Below are 17,841 nucleotides of genomic sequence, written 5' to 3' on the forward strand. Positions count from 1 at the left end.
TCTTCTATATGTAGTATATCATTGTTGATATCAATGGTGGTCACTAAAGTATGTGAATAAAATACCAAATGACCACAAGCATGTAATAATTTATCAAATTTATGTTAAGGATTGCTGTTTTCTATTGAATCCTTTGAATCTATTATAGCAAACATAATCAAGTGATTATATAATAATCGTACGATTGATGTAATCGATAAGGAGAGAGATATGGAAAAGAATAAAAGAGTTACAACTCCTAAAGCAACGACGGATAAGGCATTGTTTTTTATACCCTTAGCGATCGTTATCGTATTCTGTGCACTGGTTGCCTTGTTCCCAGAGGGATCAGCTGCAGCATTTAATACGATCTTTGGAGTTATTACAGGGAATTTTGGATGGGCCTTACAATGGTTCTTCTTTGCAAATACAATCATCATGGTGTATTTAGCATTTAGTAAGTACGGTAATAAAAAACTGGGGAATGAGAAACCTGAATTCAGTACGCCAGTTTGGTTAGGAATGCTATTTGCTGCAGGAACTTCAGGAGTCGCAATCTATTGGGGATTTAGCGAATGGTTCCAATACGCAACTGCACCGCCCTTTGGATTGGAGCCACTATCACGAGAAGCCATGAACATGGCTTCAACCTATAGTTTCTTTCACTGGGGACCATCAGCATATGGATTGTATGCGACAGTAGCCGTTGTCTTTGGATTCTTTTTCTTTGTAAAACGTGAGGATACAAACCGTCCAAGTACTGCTTGTGCTTCTGTTATTGGAGAAAAAAATGCTAAAGGACTCTTAGGTAAGATTATTGACATTGTTTATATGATGGGAATCATCGGGGCTGTATCGGCAGCAATCGGACTCTCGACACCATTAATCAGTGCAATAATTGTTGACTTATTTAATATTGAATACACATTGTGGATTGATGCCGGTGTGCTTATTTTCTTTACAGTATTCTTTGTATTTGGAGTCTATGGCGGACTGCAAAAGTCAATGAAATTTATCAGTAATGCAAAGCTTGCAATGGTTATCGGTTTGCTTGCTTTCGTATTCTTAATTGGCCCCAAATCATACATGCTGAATACATTTACAGACAGTATGGGGACATTCGTAAGTGATTACTTTAGAATGATGCTCACAACAGAACCACACAGTGCAGGAACATTCCCGCAATCGTGGACAATCTTCTTCTTTGCATGGTGGTCTGCTTATGCATTGAATACGGGAATATTCCTAGCACGAATATCGCGTGGTCGTTCGATCAAACAATTGGTACTGGGTGCTACTGGAGCATCATGTGTAGGTTGTTGGTTGCACTTCATGATCTTAGGTTACTATGGAATGAACGCATACGAAACCGGACTTGTAAATGTCATTGAAATATTCCAAACACAAGGGATTACAGATGCAATCATTGCAATAATTAAAACTATGCCATTAGCAACTGTTGTTCTTGTCGTAATGTTAGCGGTTATGGCTGTATCAACAGTTACCGTTATTAACAGTGCTGCTTACACATTGTCAATTGTCTCAACAAACAACCTACCCGCTAATGAAGAGCCAGCTCGTGTTAATCGCATCTTCTGGGCTATCGCATTGGGGGCGCTTGGTTTGGTCTTGATTTTCATCGGTGGTCTGGGACCAATCCAAACTATCAGTCTTTCAACGGGGATTTTGACGATGGTGATCATTATAATTATATTTATAGCTTTCTTTAAATATGATGGTAAGAAATGGGATGAGTATATGGAACGAAACGAACGTGAGGATCGTGAGAAACTTGCGGCAGAAAGTGAGGAAGCATAAATGATTTATATTACAGAGAAACAAATTGAAGGCATTGTGAATATGAAAATGGCCTTGGATGTATTCCGTCAGGCTTATGTTGATAATGTAAATGGCGATATTTATACAGGAGAGCGCATGGTTATGCCGATTCGTGGTGAAGAAAACTGTGGCCAATGGCTCACTGCTATTTGCAAGAATGTTCCGTTTTTTGGATCAAAGTTCTCTTCAGTATTTCCAGGTAACTTGAAGAAAAATCTTCCAAGTGTTTGTTCGACAATAAGTTTATATTCTGCTGAAACAGGTCATCTTCAAGCACTGTTGGAAGCAGATTATCTGACTGCAATTAAAACTGGCGGTAGTGCTGGGGTTGCGACGGATGTCATGGCACGTCGCGATGCAAGCCGATTGGGAATTATTGGCTCGGGTCTGCAAGCATTTACTCAAGTCATGGCAATTCAAGAAGTTCGCGATCTTACGGAAGTCATCGTGTACGACTTAAATCCCGAGTATGCAGCCGCTTTTGTGGAAAGAATTAAGAAAATACAAAATCGTCCTTACACGGTTACCGTTGCGAAAAGTGCCGATGCATGTGTCGAAAGTTCAGATATTATTTGTACTTGCACCACGTCACTCAAACCTGTGTTTAGTGCCAGTGCAGTTAAAGAAGGTACACATATTAATGCAATTGGTTCATTTACACCGTTTATGCAAGAAATTGAAGAGGCCGTTGTCGTCGCATCAAGTCGCATAATTACGGAGCATGTTGATGGACTGTGGGCAGCCGCAGGCGATGTTCTTATTCCTTTTGAAAAAGGACTCATTGAGAAAGAACGCGTCACGGGCTCAGTTGGTGATGTTTTAACAGGAAAAATAACAGGGCGTGACAACGATCAAGAGATTACATTGTATGAAAGTGTAGGATCATGTGTGTTGGATATTGCGATCGCAATTGCAGTTTACAATCAAGTTGTTCAATAGACAAAGAAAGCCGGGTTATCTTTAGGATAATCCGGCTTTTTTTTATTCTGTTACCAACCAAAGAACTTGTTGGATATTTGCAAGGAACTCATCAATAATGAGTCGTTCGCGAAGTTCGTGAGCATATTCGCCACCCGCTGCAAGACAAATAGCATCGATGCCATTAAATGTAAGTCCGCTGACATCCGTACCACCACGCATGACGATGCCTTCGTACTCAAGTCCATGGCGTTCACACATTGCTTTGTAGCGTTGAATAACGGGTGTGCTATCATCATGATGATAAGCATGAAGTGATTGGCTTACTTCAAATTCCAAACGAGCTCCAAATTTATCAGCCGATGCTTGTAGTGTATCTTGAACATGTTTCAATTGTTTCTGAGCTTTTTCAGGAACAAGGCTACGTATTTCCATTTCAAAACGTGTTACTTCTGGAACAACATTGGTTGGATAGTCACAGATGACACGACCAATGTTTGTAGTTGTATCTTCATCAACTTTAAGCAGTTTCATATTGCTAATGGCATCGGCCATCACTTGAATGGATGAGATACCTTGATCGGGTGCAACTCCGGCATGTGAAGCCTTACCGATAATTTTACCAACAATGTCATAATAGTCCGGTCCACCAATAATTGCTGTACCCGGGCCTCCGCCGCCATCGAGGACAAAGCCCATTTTACCTTTTACAATACCCGTATCAAGGTTGAATGCACCCAGTAAACCAATTTCTTCAGAAATTGCAAAAACAAGCTCAAGTGGTGGGTGATCTAAATTGTTTTCACGCAATACAGCCTCAACTTCGAGGATTTGCGCAATTCCCGCTTTATCATCAGCACCCAAGATTGTAGTACCATCAGAAACAACATACAGTCCATCTTCTGTAATTGAAGGCTTAACACCATTCCCAGGTTCAACTGTATCCATATGCGCTTCGAGAATAATAATGTCATCTTGTGCTTTTGTCCCAACTCCAGGAATCTTTACAATAATGTTCCCAGCATTTGCTTGGGGTGCTGCGGCACGTGACTTTTGGTCCTCAAAGACTTCATAGCCCAATGCTTCAAAGTATGCTGTCAGATTATCAGCAACACCACGTTCATTCAAACTGACACTATCAATTTGAACAAGTTCCATAAACTTTGCAATCGCACGATCTTTATTAATCATATTTGTAACGCCTCCCTATTTTTTTATATTGTTATCATTGTAACAGAGTAAGATGAAATCTGCATACAAATGTAATTGAAATGTGTTGGTATTGTTAAAGATAGTGCACCCTTGGTGAAACAAAGTTAAAAATCAAGCAGCTGGTGAAAATTAGGTCTATAATAAAAGTATGAAAGGGAGGTACTATTTATGGATACAAAGAAACTAGAAATCATGAAGAATGGAAAAGGTTTTATTGCTGCGCTGGACCAAAGTGGTGGAAGTACACCAAAGGCTTTGAAAGCATACGGTATTGATGAAACGGCATATCATAACGATGAGGAAATGTTTTATCTGGTTCACCAAATGAGAACACGTATTATTACAGCACCTGTATTTACATCAGAAAATATATTGGGTGCAATTTTGTTTGAACAAACAATGGATCGCTTGATTGATGAGCGTTACACAGCGGATTACTTGTGGGATGTAAAAGGAATATTGCCTTTCCTTAAAATCGACAACGGTCTTGCCGAAGAAGCGGATGGCGTGCAATTAATGAAACCAATTCCAGAATTGGATGCCTTGCTTGAACGTGCTGTTGCACGTCATATTTTCGGAACTAAGATGCGCTCAGTTGTTAAGCGCGCCGACAAAAAGGGAATTGAAAGACTTGTTGACCAACAATTTGAAGTCGCAAAGAAGATTGCCAGTTTTGGATTGGTACCAATCATCGAACCTGAAGTCGATATCACAATTCCTGATAAAGAAGAAGCAGAAGTGCTACTTAAGATTGCAATCTATGAACGTCTTTTGGAATTGGATGAAGATGTGAAGGTAATGTTTAAATTGTCGTTACCAACAGTTGATGATTTCTATCTTGATTTAATGGATGATCGTCACGTTGTTCGTGTTGTTGCATTATCTGGTGGTTATTCTCAAGCAGAAGCCAATGATAAGTTGCGTCAAAATCATGGACTTATCGCTAGTTTCTCACGCGCACTTGTCGAAGGGCTCAGTGACCAACAAACTGAAAAAGAATTCAATCATACATTAGGGAACTCGATCAAACAGATTGCCGAAGCATCAACCATTAAATTCTAAGCGGATGAAAATCCGCTTTTTATGTACCGTGACACAAAAAAGTGACCAATCTTTAGTTTCTGAACCAATTGAATTCCTTTGTAAATGCCGTAACCTTAAATATAGAGGTGATAGAGAATGAAAAAGGTAAATGTAACAAAGAGATTGTACGATGTTGGTGCATTGGCGATTGTTCGTGCAGAAACATTAGAACGTGCTTGCGAAATTGCGGATGGGTGTATCGAAGGTGGTGTACCTGTCATGGAAATGAGTTACACGCTAAACAATGCAGGCGATATTATTGAGGGACTTGTCAAGAAATACGGTGATTCTCTGTGCGTTGGTGCAGGAACTGTTTTGGATTCAGAGACTGCGCGACATGCGATTCTCAAGGGCGCGGAGTTTATCATTGCACCGAACTATTCTGAAGATGTTGCAAAAATTTGCAATCGTTATCAAATTCCTTATGCTCCGGGCTGTACATCACTCACTGAAGCGGTAGAAGCATTGAGTAATGGCGCTGCGTTCATTAAAGCGTTTCCTATCTCGGATTTCTACGGTGCAAATCTTGCGAAGGTATTCAAGACACCAATTCCTGAAATGCCACTTTTGGCGAGTGGTGGAATCACAATTGATAACCTTGGTACATGGATTAACAATGGTGTTGATGTTTGCGGATTTGGTGGATTGTTAACAAAGGGAACATCTCAGGATATTGCTCGCAATGCGTCCTTAATTCGATCGACAATTGATTCGCATCGAAAATAATTATAAAACTTGTATACAAGTTACCCCACATTTGGTTTACTCAGTGTGGGGTATTTTTTTGCAAATAAATGACTTTGTGTTCATGAACCAAAAGTTATTAATTTTTTTGGGTGGAACAGACATACTAATATGAAACCGATTACATTATCATAGAGGTACGGAGGTAGTTATATGAGTATAGTTTTAACAAGAGTTGATTTCAGAATGATCCATGGACAGGTAATCACACGTTGGCTGCCACAACTCCATGTCAATGAAATCGTTGCAGTGGACACAGATTTGAGTAAAGATGACTTTATGCAAGAAGTCTTCAAGATGGCGGCACCTCAAGGTGTTCGTATTCGCATTCTATCTGTAGAAGATGCAGTATTAGCCCAAGGGAATAACGAGTTTGATGCCAATCGTGTCATGGTGTTATTCAAGAATGTCCAAGAATTGGATAAAGCTGTCAAAGCTGGGTTCAAATTGGAAGAAGTACAAATCGGGGGTCTTGGGGGAGGTCCTGGACGTAAAGCTGTGAACAATGCGATTACATTGGATCGTATTGATGCGGATACACTAACTGCGCTTGAGCAAACAGGGATTAACATCTACTTGCAAACAACGCCAGATTATCCGTCGGAAACACTGCAAAAAGCAGTTGCTAAATTATAAAAGGAGGAAATGAATATGGTAATTAGAGCTATATTGGTTGGACTGATTTATTGGATTGCAATGGGTCGCGCACAGTATTTTTTCTCATTCGCGTTTCGTAAGCCTGTTGTTGTCGGGGTATTTATTGGTTTGGTATACGGAGATGTTCAAATGGGACTGCTTTATGGAGCAACCATTCAATTGATGTATATGGGTGGAATTGAAGCAGGGGGAAATATCCCAAGTGATCAAGCACTTGCAGCTTGTATCGCAATCCCAGCGGCAATTGTAAATAATCTCGATCCAGGAACCGCAGTAGCCTTGGCGGTACCTTTCGGAGTTTTGGGAGTCTTGATTAACAACGTACGACGTACAATCAACTCATTTTACAATAAGAAAGCAGATGAGTTTATTGAAACAGAGGCATATGACAAATTATCAACATTCTCATTCTTGTTCCCATGGTTAACAGGTGGAGTTCTCTACTTCACACCTGTATTCGTAGCAACACTCTTTGGTCCAGCAGTTGTTGAGGCATTCATCAATGTCATTCCCGCACAACTGATGACCGGTCTTGCCAATGCAGGGGGTATGTTACCCGCACTCGGATTTGCATTGACACTTGTTGTAATGGGTAAGAAACAATATCTACCGTTCTTTGTTTTAGGATTCTTCGCTTATGCAGTCGCAGGATTCTCAATGTTAACAGGTGCAGTATTCGCACTTTGTATCGCACTCATTGTTTCATTATTCAAACAAAATAATGAAGAAGGAGGTATCGCATGAGTAAAGTAGTTACAGCCATTGAGGAAACGCAAACAATTGTTACAAAGAAAGATTTACTAATTGCTTGGTGGAAATGGTGTCGTGCCGTTGAAGTCCCTGTTAGTTTTGATCGCATGCAAGCTCTTGCGTTTGGGTACTCACTCAATAAGGTACTCCGGAAAATCTACAAAGATGATCCAGAAGAACTTCAAGAAGCAATGCGTCGTCATGTCACAATGTTTAATACTAACTGTGACTGGGGAAGCATTATCCATGGGATTACTATCTCACTTGAAGAACAACGTGCTCTGGGAAACAAGGATATTACCCCGGAAATCATTCAATCATTGAAAATTGGATTAATGGGGCCATTAGCGGGTATTGGTGACAGTGTTGACCAAGGAATTGTTGCGACGATTCCATTGGCAATCTTCGTTCCTATGGCTCTTGAAGGGTCGGTATTAGCAGCGTTTATTCCCGGAATCATCTACCTGGCGTGGTCGTATGGATTCTCATGGTTCTTATTCCAAAAAGGGTATAAATTAGGTAAGAACTCAGTGCTTGAGATTCTACATTCTGGAAAAATTAAGAAAGTCATCGATGTCGCAAGTATTGTTGGACTCTTTATGATTGGGTGTTTATCGGCCTCATTTGTTAAAGTATCTACAATTCTAACGTTCACAAGTTCAACGTCAACAGTAGCACTTCAAGATATATTGGATGGTATTTTACCACGTCTCTTGCCATTTGCAGTTGTTATGGGGATGTATCTTTACATCACAAAACGCGGACCAAAATACTTGCGTTTAATTGGATATACGATGATTATTGCGATTGCACTCACATTCTTAGGCGTCATTTAGAGCCATCTCGGTGCGTCAGAAAATTTGGCGCATCGACCAATTGTGAAAAGGAGTAAAAATGAAAGTATTAATAACACCAAGAGGGTTTCATAAAGTTGGTCAAACCTATGTGAAACTCATGGAAGACCATGGATTGACCGTTCACTACAACGATACAGGTCTAGCCTATACACATGAAGAATTTATTGCACTCGCACATGATGCGGATGCTATCATTGTTGGCGTTGATCGTATGGATCGAGAAATGATGTCCCAATGTCCCAATTTACGCGTTATATGCAAATTTGGAGTGGGTACTGACAACATTGATCTTGATTACGCTCGAGAAAGTGGCATACATGTGGGACGCACTGTTGGTTCAAACTCGCGCTCTGTTGCCGAACATGTAATGGCACTGATGTTTGCTGAATCAAAAAATATATATCCTGTTGTTCGTGATGTAAAAGCGCACAAATGGGAAAAACCAACCGGGTACGAATTAGCCCAAAAGACACTGGGTATTGTGGGTTTTGGTGCCATTGGAAAGCACTTAGCGACAATCGCGAATGGTATTGGTATGAATGTAGTTGCATATGATGCATTTGACATTCCCAATGAAACGGCAACATCATATCAAACGTCAGTTGTGTCATTTGATACACTAATTGCAACGAGTGATTATATTTCGCTTCATGTTCCACTGACAGATGAAACTGCAAATATGTTCTCAGAGAAAACTTTCAATCAAATGAAGAATACAGCTAGTATCATTAATGCTGCACGTGGTGGAATTGTTGATGAAGACGCTTTGTATAGGGCACTTGTTAATCGCGATATTCGCGCTGCGTGTTTCGATGTATTCTCAATTGAACCACCATCGCACGATGAAAAACTTTTAGAATTGGATAATTTCTTGTTAACCCCACATACTGCTTCAAGAACTGTTGAGTCAGAGCTGCGAACATGTGAAATGTCCTCGCAGATTGTTATGGAGCATCTTGGTGTAGAGGTGAAGCATGGATAAAATGCTCACTGACTTCTCAAGCACTCTACGTCATGAAATCAATGCAAATATTGACCGTCTAAACTTTGAAGCGATAACTCAAGCAGCAGACTTAATTATTCAACAAGAATCTAAAGGCAATCGTGTCCACGTAACAGGAGTTGGGAAACCTGGCCATGTTGCAGGATACATTGCCTCACTGCTATCGAGCACCGGAACAAGCGCATACGAGTTGAATGCAACAGAAGCAGTTCATGGATCCAGTGGACAGGTAAAGCCAGGTGATGTTGTTATTGCCATCTCAAACAGTGGAGAAACAGTTGAACTTAAGGCAACTGTCGAAACATTGAAACGAAATGGTTCATATATTATCAGTTGTACGCAGAACAAAGAATCGTGGCTGGGACGTCAAAGTGATGTCTGTCTTGAGGCTTTTGTGAGTCAAGAAGGAGACACATTAAACAAACCGCCGCGAGCATCCATTGTTTCGGAGATTATTGTGTTGCAATGCTTATCTGTAGTTCTACAAGATGCAAAGAATTTAAACTCCCAAGAATATCTGAAATGGCATCCTGGCGGTAGTCTGGGTGCAAGTATAAGGCATGAAAATGAGAAAGAGGATTGCGAATGAAAACCCTAAATATTGTGATAGGAACACATGGACGATTTGGCGAAGAACTTGTTCGATCCGCTGAAATGATTGTAGGAAAAATGGACAATGTTAATACAGTATCCTTAGATCCCGAAACCTCTTTTGAAACTTATATGCAAGAAGCAGATGCATTACTCTCCACCCTCGTCGGTCCCATCATCACACTTGTGGATCTGTTCGGAGGAACTCCAAGCAATGTATTCACGGTATTAAGTAAGAAACATGGAAATGCTGTTATCACGGGATTGAATCTTCCCATGTTAGTGGATCTCTATCTAAGCACGAACCATGCAGACGCAATCGATGTTTCGATATCTGCACAACGCTGCTTGGATGCGCTAAGTGAAAGTGGCACATGGACAAACCAAAAACTTGATTAATCAGTGTATGAAGACTCAGTCGTTATTGATGCCTGTGGTATGATAAAGGCAAGAATATTGGCTGTTGAAGGGATTGAAACGTATGAATTCAAAACACGTCATGGATTATAGTGTAAGTCATGTATCGGTGGATACAATTTTTGTTGAATTTATAAATGTAGTGCAGGAAAATAATAAATATATTATTGGTCTCCTCGATACAAACGATACAATTGTTGCCTGCAGTTCGGAAGGATACATTGGCAAGTCTCGCCGTACAATTCCCGACACCCAACAAAATTGTGTATTTGAAATTACCGTTCACGATCAGACCTTTGGTTCGTTATGGGTCAATGGCGAAGAAAGTCTCAAAATGATGAGTAGCCTACTTTTGGAGTCACTTACAACACGAATCATGTATGAAATGAACGAACAACGCCTTCAACAAAAAATTACAAAAGATGATGAACTCATTGAAATCTTACTAAAAAAAGATGCTTTTGATCGAAAAAGAGTCATCGAACTGAGCGAAGAACTTGAGATTGATCAAGATAAAACACGCATTGCAATTCTTGTTACGCATGAAACAGGATTCGACCGCAACGAAGTTGTTCGACTCAAACTAAAAGAAGACAGCAAAGAATTGATCTATTCTCTCATTGATGCAAAGACGCTGCTCCTTTTTAAAGATGTGCCCGAAACACTATCAAATGATAAACTTAAAAAACATGTATTAAAGTATATCAATGGACTGCAGAATTGGGGGCTGAGTGACAGTAGCTACAGTATTGGGTCAATGCAAAACAAGCTCATTAACTACAAAGAGAGCTATCAAAATTGCGTATGGTTATACCAACACAAGCGAAGTCAAGCTACGATTACCTTCTTCATGGACTATTTGTCTGAGTACTATGTAAAACAAGTTCCCATTGACAGCATTCGAAATTACTTTGACTATTATGTGGATCGTGCGAAAGGTCTGGATGCAGAAGAATTAATTGAAATCACCGAAAGACTATTTCAAAATAGCTTTAACATCACCCAGACTGCCGATGACCTTTATATCCATAAGAACACGCTCATATACAAACTAAAACGATACGAAACAATTTTTGATATCGATGTGAGGGGAAGTTTTGAAGGGAAGGTTTTCCTGATGCTTATCATCGAAGCACTCAAGGAACACCAACAACAAAAACAAGTAGGTGAAATTATATGAGCACAAAAGTGAAACTTGCAAGAATAGACAAACGGCTGCTCCATGCAACGGTTGCGGTTAATTGGGCTCCCTTTGTAAACGCAAACTATGCAATTGTCGTCGATCCCAAATATGTTGGTGATCCATTTATTGAAAATGTTATGCAGCTTTGTCTGCCGAAGTCGATGAAAGTGAAAATATTTAATGTAGACCAACTTTTAGGATTTGTGAATGAACACACCTATGAAACCCGCAATGTTATGTTGATTTTTAAAGACCTTGCGACTGCACTCGAAGCAATTAAAGCTGGTCTTGTTCTTAAAGAAATTCAACTACCCTATCCAGCAAGCCGAATGATGATCAAGCGACTCCCTGATTATTTTAATGAAAATGAAATTGAAACAATTAGAGCAATACAAACTCAAGAAACGCGTTTATATTTTCAAACGGCTCCATTGGATACGAAAGAGTACAGTATATTTACAAAAAAATAAGGAGTATAGAGAATGTTTGAAGGAATAATAACACCCATCGTTACCCCCTTTAATCGGGATAACGAACAATCTATTAATTATGAAGCTCTTGAACCATTGTTGGAACACTTAATTGCCAAGGGCGTTGATGGTATTTTTGTATTAGGAAGTAATGGAGAGTTTCATGTGATGGACGAGATGGAGAAGATTGTTTTCTCAAAGCGCGTCATAGAAATTGTCGCCAAACGTGTACCAGTTTATATTGGAACTGGAAGCTGTTCAACACTTGAAACAATTCGACTTTCAAAAAAAATGGAAGCAATGGGCGCAGACGCTTTATCCGTCATTACGCCATATTTTCTCACGCCAACTGACGAGGAAATTTATCAGTACTTTGAAGATGTTGCAAAAAGTGTACGCATCCCCATTATCTTATACAATATCCCTAAAGCAACTGGATGTAATATATCTAAAGCGGTCGTTAAACGACTTGCAAAGATAGACAATATCAAAGGTATCAAAGACAGCAGTGGTGACATTCAAAATTTGAAAGATTATATTGAGGCAACCAAAGGAACAGATATGAATGTTCTGGTAGGATCTGACTCAAAGATTTCCGAAGGATACCAACTGGGTGCACACGGAGCCATTGCAGGAACAAGTAATGTTATTACCGAGGTAATCGTCAATCTAAATAAAGCGCTTAAAGATGGAAATCATGATGAAGCGCAACGCTACCAAAAAGATATCGATGTTCTTCGAGGTGTATTAAAGTATGGAACAGTTCCATCAATCATGAAACGTGCCGTAGAACTTGCAGGTATTGCTCCTGTAGGACCCGCGCGACTACCCGTTCAAGAGACTACATCAGATGTCGATTTAAAAATTAGAGAGATGCTTTCTTATTACAATCTCTAAAGTATTGCAGAGTACACGAAAGGGCGGATACACCAGTATCCGCCCTTTTTCCTATTTGAAGTGATGTTCTTTGAAATACTCATACAAATCATCAATGTTGCTAGATGCGATTAGAGAAAGCGCATCAATCACATCGCAGTGTTCCCAATCGAACCAACGTATTTCTAAGAGTGTGTCAATGTCCCTAATACTAAACCGATGTTTAAGAACACGGCCAGGATTCCCACCGATGATAGTATAAGGGGCAACATCCTTCGTAACAACAGATTCGGCTGCAATAATTGCACCCTCTCCAATAGAGACACCTGGCATGATTGTCGCATTCATACCAATCCAAACATCACTTCCAATAGTGGTGTTACCGCGTGCCTTATAGGATTCAATAATTGCCTCCGCAAATGGATAAACTGAAATCCAATGGGGATTATGATTGTGGTTTCCACCCATCAAGATCGTAACACCACTTGCAATACATACGTAGTTTCCAATAATGAGTTCATCAATGTGCCACCCATTTTGCTCAATTGGATTAGAGAGTGATTGTGAAAAACGATCACCCCACATATAACGCACACATCCATCTTCAAATGGCATTCCATCATAGTATCCAGAGTAGTAGGAATGATGCCCGACCTTGATAAGCGGATTTGTTATGATATCTTCTAAATAACGTATTTCAGACCAATGTTTATAATATTCAGTTTTCATAAGTTCCTCGTTTCTAAATTTTAATTTTAAATCTAGAAACGCGTCACCACGGCGACATTTTTCAGTCGCTTTAATCTACGAACCATAATCAGACTCCTTTGTGCAATAGTTTAACTTTCGATAGACTGGTTGTCAATCTAACAGATTTGGAAATCTTGTGACAACAATCACAGTCTTTATTCATTTGTGACATTTAAAGGGCCACTGATGACATTATGCACGGATTGTGAAGAATATATGGTAATTTGAACATTGTTAATAAAATAAATAAAAGGAGAACACTATGAAAAAAACAATGACTCTGGTCCTCATCATGGCAATGGGGATTCTCTCGGTTACTGGAAATAGAGTATTCGCAGATGATACAGATGGGAATACTCCTGTGAATTTCGTGGATTCAAACTTGGAACGATACCTTCGCATCAGCTACTTTTATGATCTTCCAGAAGGTGAACCAATAACACGTGATATGATGACAACGGTTCATTCCGTATCTTTAACCTTCTGTGACTATAATGATGAATGGGAATGTGAGTTGCGAACGATTCGTGATTTTTCTGGAATTGAATATGCACTGAATCTGGAGTATATTACTATGGATCCTGAACCAGGAAACATAATTATTCCAGAGAATCTAGCGCTGCTCTCAGGATTACAAAATGCAAGATATCTCAATTTAGGGATTGCTCAATCTTATGATACATGGACAAATCCGCTAACTGAAACAGAAACAAATGCTCTTAAGGATTTCTATCTCACAATTTTAAGTGAACTTGGTAACACAGGTTTTGAAGAGGTGCTTATAAACTATATGTTCGTAACGATGGATTATTCATGGATTGTTGGTTTGGATCTTCATGCACTCACCCACGGATTCAGAAATTACTTTGAGGAAATGCCTTCATCCGATGTCGTGAATTATACCATCGAAACCAATGATGATGGCGATATTGTATACCGCTTCCGTTATGAAAACCCTATAAATACGGTTTATGTTGGTGAGGATGGATTCATTCGCGAAGATTCAAATAGAGACTACCAAAATCTTCAAATAATAAGTTATGGCGAAAGTCAGCTTGATGAATCACGAATAGCTGTTTATGACAGTGAAGGAAACGAGGTTGACGAAACAAACTTTTCATATTTGGAGTTTGAGTTGTCCGAAGCGGAATTTCAAAATCTTAATCAAGATATGGCTCTAATATCCTTGTCGATGTTTCAAGAGTCATCTACTACAGAAACAAACTTATCACTCCATAATTTAGTTTCAATTTATGTTGGAGAGGAAACAACGACTCCCGAACCGATACAAACGTATACGGTACAGTTCAATTCTCATGGAGGGTCAGATGTTGCGTCGATTACAAATGTGGAATCGGGAAGCAAAATCGCACAGCCCTCTAATCCTTCCCGAGTTGGCTACAATTTTGAAGGATGGTATCAGAGCGAGAATTACGAATTAACATGGGACTTTGAGTCTGATTCTGTTGTGGCTGACACAACACTTCATGCAAAGTGGTCGATGGTTCTTAATCCTGAGCCAACACCGCGATACACGGTGCGCTTTGATTCGCATGGTGGTACTTCAGTTGCTTCACAAGTAAACCTTGCTCCAAATTCATTGGTTGAGCAACCAGGAATTCCAACGCGTGAAGGGTATCATTTTGTGGGTTGGTATCAGCAAGCAACTTACATGACAAGTTGGGACTTTGAAAATGATACAGTAAACGAAGATATTGTACTTCATGCACAATGGCAAGTAAGTACGGGTCCTGTCAATCCAGACGAAAATATTCAACCAAAATTGCCAGAAACGGGTATTTCTTCAATGCTAAATGCTCTAGGTTTCTGTACAATCATTGCGGGAACGATTATTATATCTTACAAAAAGAAATCAGAATTATAAAAAGCATAACCCCCATGCTTTTTTTCTTGAACTCATAAATCTCTGCACGATTTTGTTATTAATGACACATGTATTACTGATTTGTAATACATGGAATCGAATCCTTCATGATATAATAAAAACAAGAGGAAGAAGGTCATGTAATGGGAACAAAAAGGGTAATTCGTAAACCAAGATGGGGGATGATAATTGGCTTGACAAGCTTGTGTGTGGCGCTCATTATTAGTGGTATTGTACTTTATCGTACTATTAGTACTGGAAATATTTTGGGGAAGTCTTATTATAATGATTTAGAAACAGAACGAATCTCAGAAAATTCGCCTCAGAATATCCACATTGAATATCCACGCACTGGCAATGAAACTGTCAATGCATTTATCAAAAACTTTATAGATACGAAATACTCAGATTTTAAGAAAACACTGAACGCGGACATTGAGAATGCTGAGTTTAACATCAGTTATGAGTCATCAGTATTTAATGAAGATATCGTTTCGTTCTATTTTTCAACATACGCAATTCAACCGGGGATGGCACACGGAGATCGTGGAATTGATACATTTACATTTGATATGAAATCGGGGAAATGTGTCACTCTAAACGAACTTTTTGTGGACCAAAAATATCATGAAAAGTTTCTTAAACAATTACAAGAAAAAGTTACGGACATTGTCAGTGAGGATTCTGATAATCCATATTTAAGTACTGATGAAGTTATTCGTGTTGTCAAAGACACCAAACATTTCACCATATCGCATAACTCCTTGTTTGCGTACTTTGAACCCTATCAAATTGCGCCTGGATATAAAGCAACACAAATAATTTCAATTAGTTTATCAGATGTTCAAGGTCTCAAACTTGAACAAATTGAGAAAGTAGCACAGAATATTACAGTACAAAACTTCGCAGAATCACAGTTCTATAAAGAACAACACCGTAGGTTTGTTAAATCATATGAAGGTAAGAAATTGATCGCACTGACCTTCGATGATGGGCCACACCAAACGCTAACACCCCAACTCCTAGATATTCTGAAACAAAAGGATACTGAAGCAACCTTTTTTGTATTAGGGTCTCAAGTCAAGAAAAACCCAGAAATTGTCCGCAGAGCATACGCCGAAGGTCATGCAATCGGCAGCCACACGTATTCTCACTATAACTTAGTTAATTTAACACCCGAAGAAGTCGCCTCGGAATTTGAACGTACGAATGAACAAATTCTTCTTGCAACTGGAGAGTCGCCGATAATGATGCGACCCCCTTATGGCTCATTCAATGATGAAATAGCCCAAAATGCGAATGCGGCAATCATACTTTGGTCAGTCGATACGCAAGATTGGAATGGTCTCGATGCAAAAACTATTGTTGATAATGTTGTCTCGGATTCTAAAGACGGATCGATTGTTCTAATGCATGACATTCATAAGGCAAGTATTGAAGCAGTTCCGGTTATTATTGATGCACTTCATGAAGAAGGCTACACTTTAGTGAGTGTGGAGACCTTGCTTGAAGTCCGTGGTGGTCTTGAGAATGGGGAAGCATATTACGCAGCCTATGAATGATTTGAAACAGATGTACGAAGGTTGAAAAAAATACGTTTTAATGGCACAATAAGTGTCGATACAAAAACACAGAATGAGGAATTACAATGAAGCATAATTTTTGGAATGAACTACCGACACCTTTTTTCGTATTGGCTCCAATGGAAGATGTTACCAATGTCGTCTTTCGTCATGTTATTGCGAAAGCTGCACGTCCAGATGTCTTCTTTACGGAATTCACCAATAGCGAAAGTTATTTTCATACAGAGGGTCGTGAAAGCCTGCGCGGTCGTTTGACGTTTACTGAAGATGAACAACCGATGGTTGCGCACCTTTGGGGTGATAATCCTGAGTATTTTCGACAAATGAGTATTGGGATGGCAGAAATGGGATTCCAAGGAATCGATATCAATATGGGATGCCCTGCACCCAATGTGTTTAAACACGGTCGCGGATCGGGATTAATTTTACGTCCTGATGTTGCTGCGGAAATTATTCAAGGTGCTAAAGCGGGAGGACTTCCTGTAAGTGTGAAGACACGTTTGGGTCACTCTAAAGTTGACGAGTGGCGCGGGTGGTTAACACACCTGTTGCAACAAGATATTGCGAATCTCTCCATACATCTTCGCACAAAAACGGAAATGAGTAAGGTAGATGCCCATTGGGAACTGATTCCAGAAATCATGAAACTTCGTGATGCGGTAGCCCCACAAACGAAAATTACAATAAATGGTGACATTCCCAACTATGAAGTTGGCATGGAACTTGCAACAAAATATGGAGTCGATGGCGTTATGATTGGGAGGGGTGTCTTCCACAATCCGTATGCTTTCGAGAAATCTGGAGAAACTCATTCCTCAAAAGAACTTTTGGATTTATTCCGTTATCACTTGGATATGTTTGATAAGTACACAGGTAATGAACCGAGCCTTTTCAAACCCCTCCATCGTTTTTTTAAGATCTATATTCGTGAGTTTTCTGGAGCAAGTGATCTTCGTGTTCAGCTAATGGAAACCAAATCTACGCAAGAAGCGCGCACTCTTTTGGACGCATTTGAAGCAAATAACTCAATTGACTGATTGAGTT

The 17,841-nt window shown here is 39.6% G+C and carries 18 protein-coding genes; 16 read left to right on the forward strand and 2 right to left on the reverse strand.

Going from position 1 to position 17,841, the window contains the following annotated elements; all coding sequences use genetic code 11:
- The first annotated feature begins 210 nt into the window (after positions 1–210).
- Positions 211–1,797: a BCCT family transporter gene (locus tag G7062_RS03565; protein WP_166064551.1), complete on the forward strand. Its 1,587-nt coding sequence runs from the start codon at positions 211–213 to the stop codon at positions 1,795–1,797.
- Positions 1,798–2,757, forward strand: coding sequence for an ornithine cyclodeaminase family protein (locus tag G7062_RS03570; protein ID WP_166064552.1), 960 nt, complete (start codon positions 1,798–1,800; stop codon positions 2,755–2,757).
- A gap of 42 nt (positions 2,758–2,799) precedes the next feature.
- Here G7062_RS03570 and G7062_RS03575 read toward each other — a convergent pair whose 3' ends face one another.
- A complete protein-coding gene (locus G7062_RS03575; RefSeq protein WP_166064553.1) occupies positions 2,800–3,927 on the reverse strand; it encodes a M20/M25/M40 family metallo-hydrolase in 1,128 nt (375 codons plus the stop codon).
- Positions 3,928–4,116: 189 nt separating this feature from the next.
- Between G7062_RS03575 and G7062_RS03580 the strand changes: the two genes are divergently transcribed.
- From G7062_RS03580 to dapA, 11 genes are all read left to right on the forward strand, one after another.
- Positions 4,117–5,010, forward strand: coding sequence for a fructose bisphosphate aldolase (locus tag G7062_RS03580; RefSeq protein WP_166064554.1), 894 nt, complete (start codon positions 4,117–4,119; stop codon positions 5,008–5,010).
- A 117-nt stretch (positions 5,011–5,127) separates the two neighbouring features.
- Positions 5,128–5,757 carry a ketohydroxyglutarate aldolase gene (locus G7062_RS03585; RefSeq protein WP_166064555.1) on the forward strand — a complete coding sequence of 210 codons (630 nt, stop codon included), beginning with the start codon at positions 5,128–5,130 and terminating at the stop codon, positions 5,755–5,757.
- A 171-nt stretch (positions 5,758–5,928) separates the two neighbouring features.
- Positions 5,929–6,411, forward strand: a complete 483-nt coding sequence (locus tag G7062_RS03590; protein WP_166064556.1) for a PTS sugar transporter subunit IIB — start codon at positions 5,929–5,931, stop codon at positions 6,409–6,411.
- A gap of 15 nt (positions 6,412–6,426) precedes the next feature.
- A complete protein-coding gene (locus G7062_RS03595) occupies positions 6,427–7,176 on the forward strand; it encodes a PTS sugar transporter subunit IIC (protein WP_166064557.1) in 750 nt (249 codons plus the stop codon).
- Positions 7,173–8,018: a PTS system mannose/fructose/sorbose family transporter subunit IID gene (locus G7062_RS03600; protein WP_166064559.1), complete on the forward strand. Its 846-nt coding sequence runs from the start codon at positions 7,173–7,175 to the stop codon at positions 8,016–8,018. Before G7062_RS03595 ends, G7062_RS03600 begins: the two co-directional genes overlap by 4 nt.
- 58 nt (positions 8,019–8,076) lie before the next feature.
- Complete coding sequence (locus G7062_RS03605) at positions 8,077–9,021, forward strand: phosphoglycerate dehydrogenase (RefSeq protein WP_166064560.1); 945 nt, start codon at positions 8,077–8,079, stop codon at positions 9,019–9,021.
- Complete coding sequence (locus tag G7062_RS03610) at positions 9,014–9,631, forward strand: SIS domain-containing protein (protein WP_166064561.1); 618 nt, start codon at positions 9,014–9,016, stop codon at positions 9,629–9,631. The genes G7062_RS03605 and G7062_RS03610 overlap by 8 nt, the downstream gene beginning before the upstream one ends.
- Positions 9,628–10,032, forward strand: a complete 405-nt coding sequence (locus G7062_RS03615; RefSeq protein WP_166064562.1) for a PTS sugar transporter subunit IIA — start codon at positions 9,628–9,630, stop codon at positions 10,030–10,032. The genes G7062_RS03610 and G7062_RS03615 overlap by 4 nt, the downstream gene beginning before the upstream one ends.
- An 82-nt stretch (positions 10,033–10,114) precedes the next feature.
- Entirely contained in the window at positions 10,115–11,230 is a 1,116-nt protein-coding gene (locus tag G7062_RS03620; RefSeq protein WP_240915980.1) for a CdaR family transcriptional regulator, read from the forward strand.
- On the forward strand, positions 11,227–11,703 hold the full coding sequence (locus G7062_RS03625; protein WP_166064563.1) for a PTS sugar transporter subunit IIB: 477 nt from the start codon (positions 11,227–11,229) through the stop codon (positions 11,701–11,703). The genes G7062_RS03620 and G7062_RS03625 overlap by 4 nt, the downstream gene beginning before the upstream one ends.
- Positions 11,704–11,715: 12 nt before the next feature.
- On the forward strand, positions 11,716–12,600 hold the full coding sequence (gene dapA, locus G7062_RS03630) for a 4-hydroxy-tetrahydrodipicolinate synthase (protein WP_166064564.1): 885 nt from the start codon (positions 11,716–11,718) through the stop codon (positions 12,598–12,600).
- Positions 12,601–12,651: 51 nt separating this feature from the next.
- On the opposite strand, the gene G7062_RS11490 is transcribed toward dapA, so the two are convergent.
- A complete protein-coding gene (locus tag G7062_RS11490; RefSeq protein ID WP_166064565.1) occupies positions 12,652–13,308 on the reverse strand; it encodes a CatB-related O-acetyltransferase in 657 nt (218 codons plus the stop codon).
- A 283-nt stretch (positions 13,309–13,591) separates the two neighbouring features.
- Between G7062_RS11490 and G7062_RS03640 the strand changes: the two genes are divergently transcribed.
- The 3 genes from G7062_RS03640 (at position 13,592) to G7062_RS03650 (ending at position 17,834) form a co-directional block, all read left to right on the forward strand.
- Entirely contained in the window at positions 13,592–15,214 is a 1,623-nt protein-coding gene (locus tag G7062_RS03640; RefSeq protein ID WP_166064566.1) for an InlB B-repeat-containing protein, read from the forward strand.
- Positions 15,215–15,357: 143 nt separating this feature from the next.
- Entirely contained in the window at positions 15,358–16,776 is a 1,419-nt protein-coding gene (locus G7062_RS03645) for a polysaccharide deacetylase family protein (RefSeq protein WP_166064567.1), read from the forward strand.
- A gap of 86 nt (positions 16,777–16,862) precedes the next feature.
- Positions 16,863–17,834 (forward strand): tRNA-dihydrouridine synthase, encoded by a 972-nt coding sequence (locus G7062_RS03650; protein WP_166064568.1) that lies wholly within the window; start codon positions 16,863–16,865, stop codon positions 17,832–17,834.
- Positions 17,835–17,841 lie beyond the last annotated feature (7 nt).

The organism is Erysipelothrix sp. HDW6C (genome assembly GCF_011299615.1).
Lineage (GTDB): Bacteria > Bacillota_I > Bacilli_A > Erysipelotrichales > Erysipelotrichaceae > Erysipelothrix.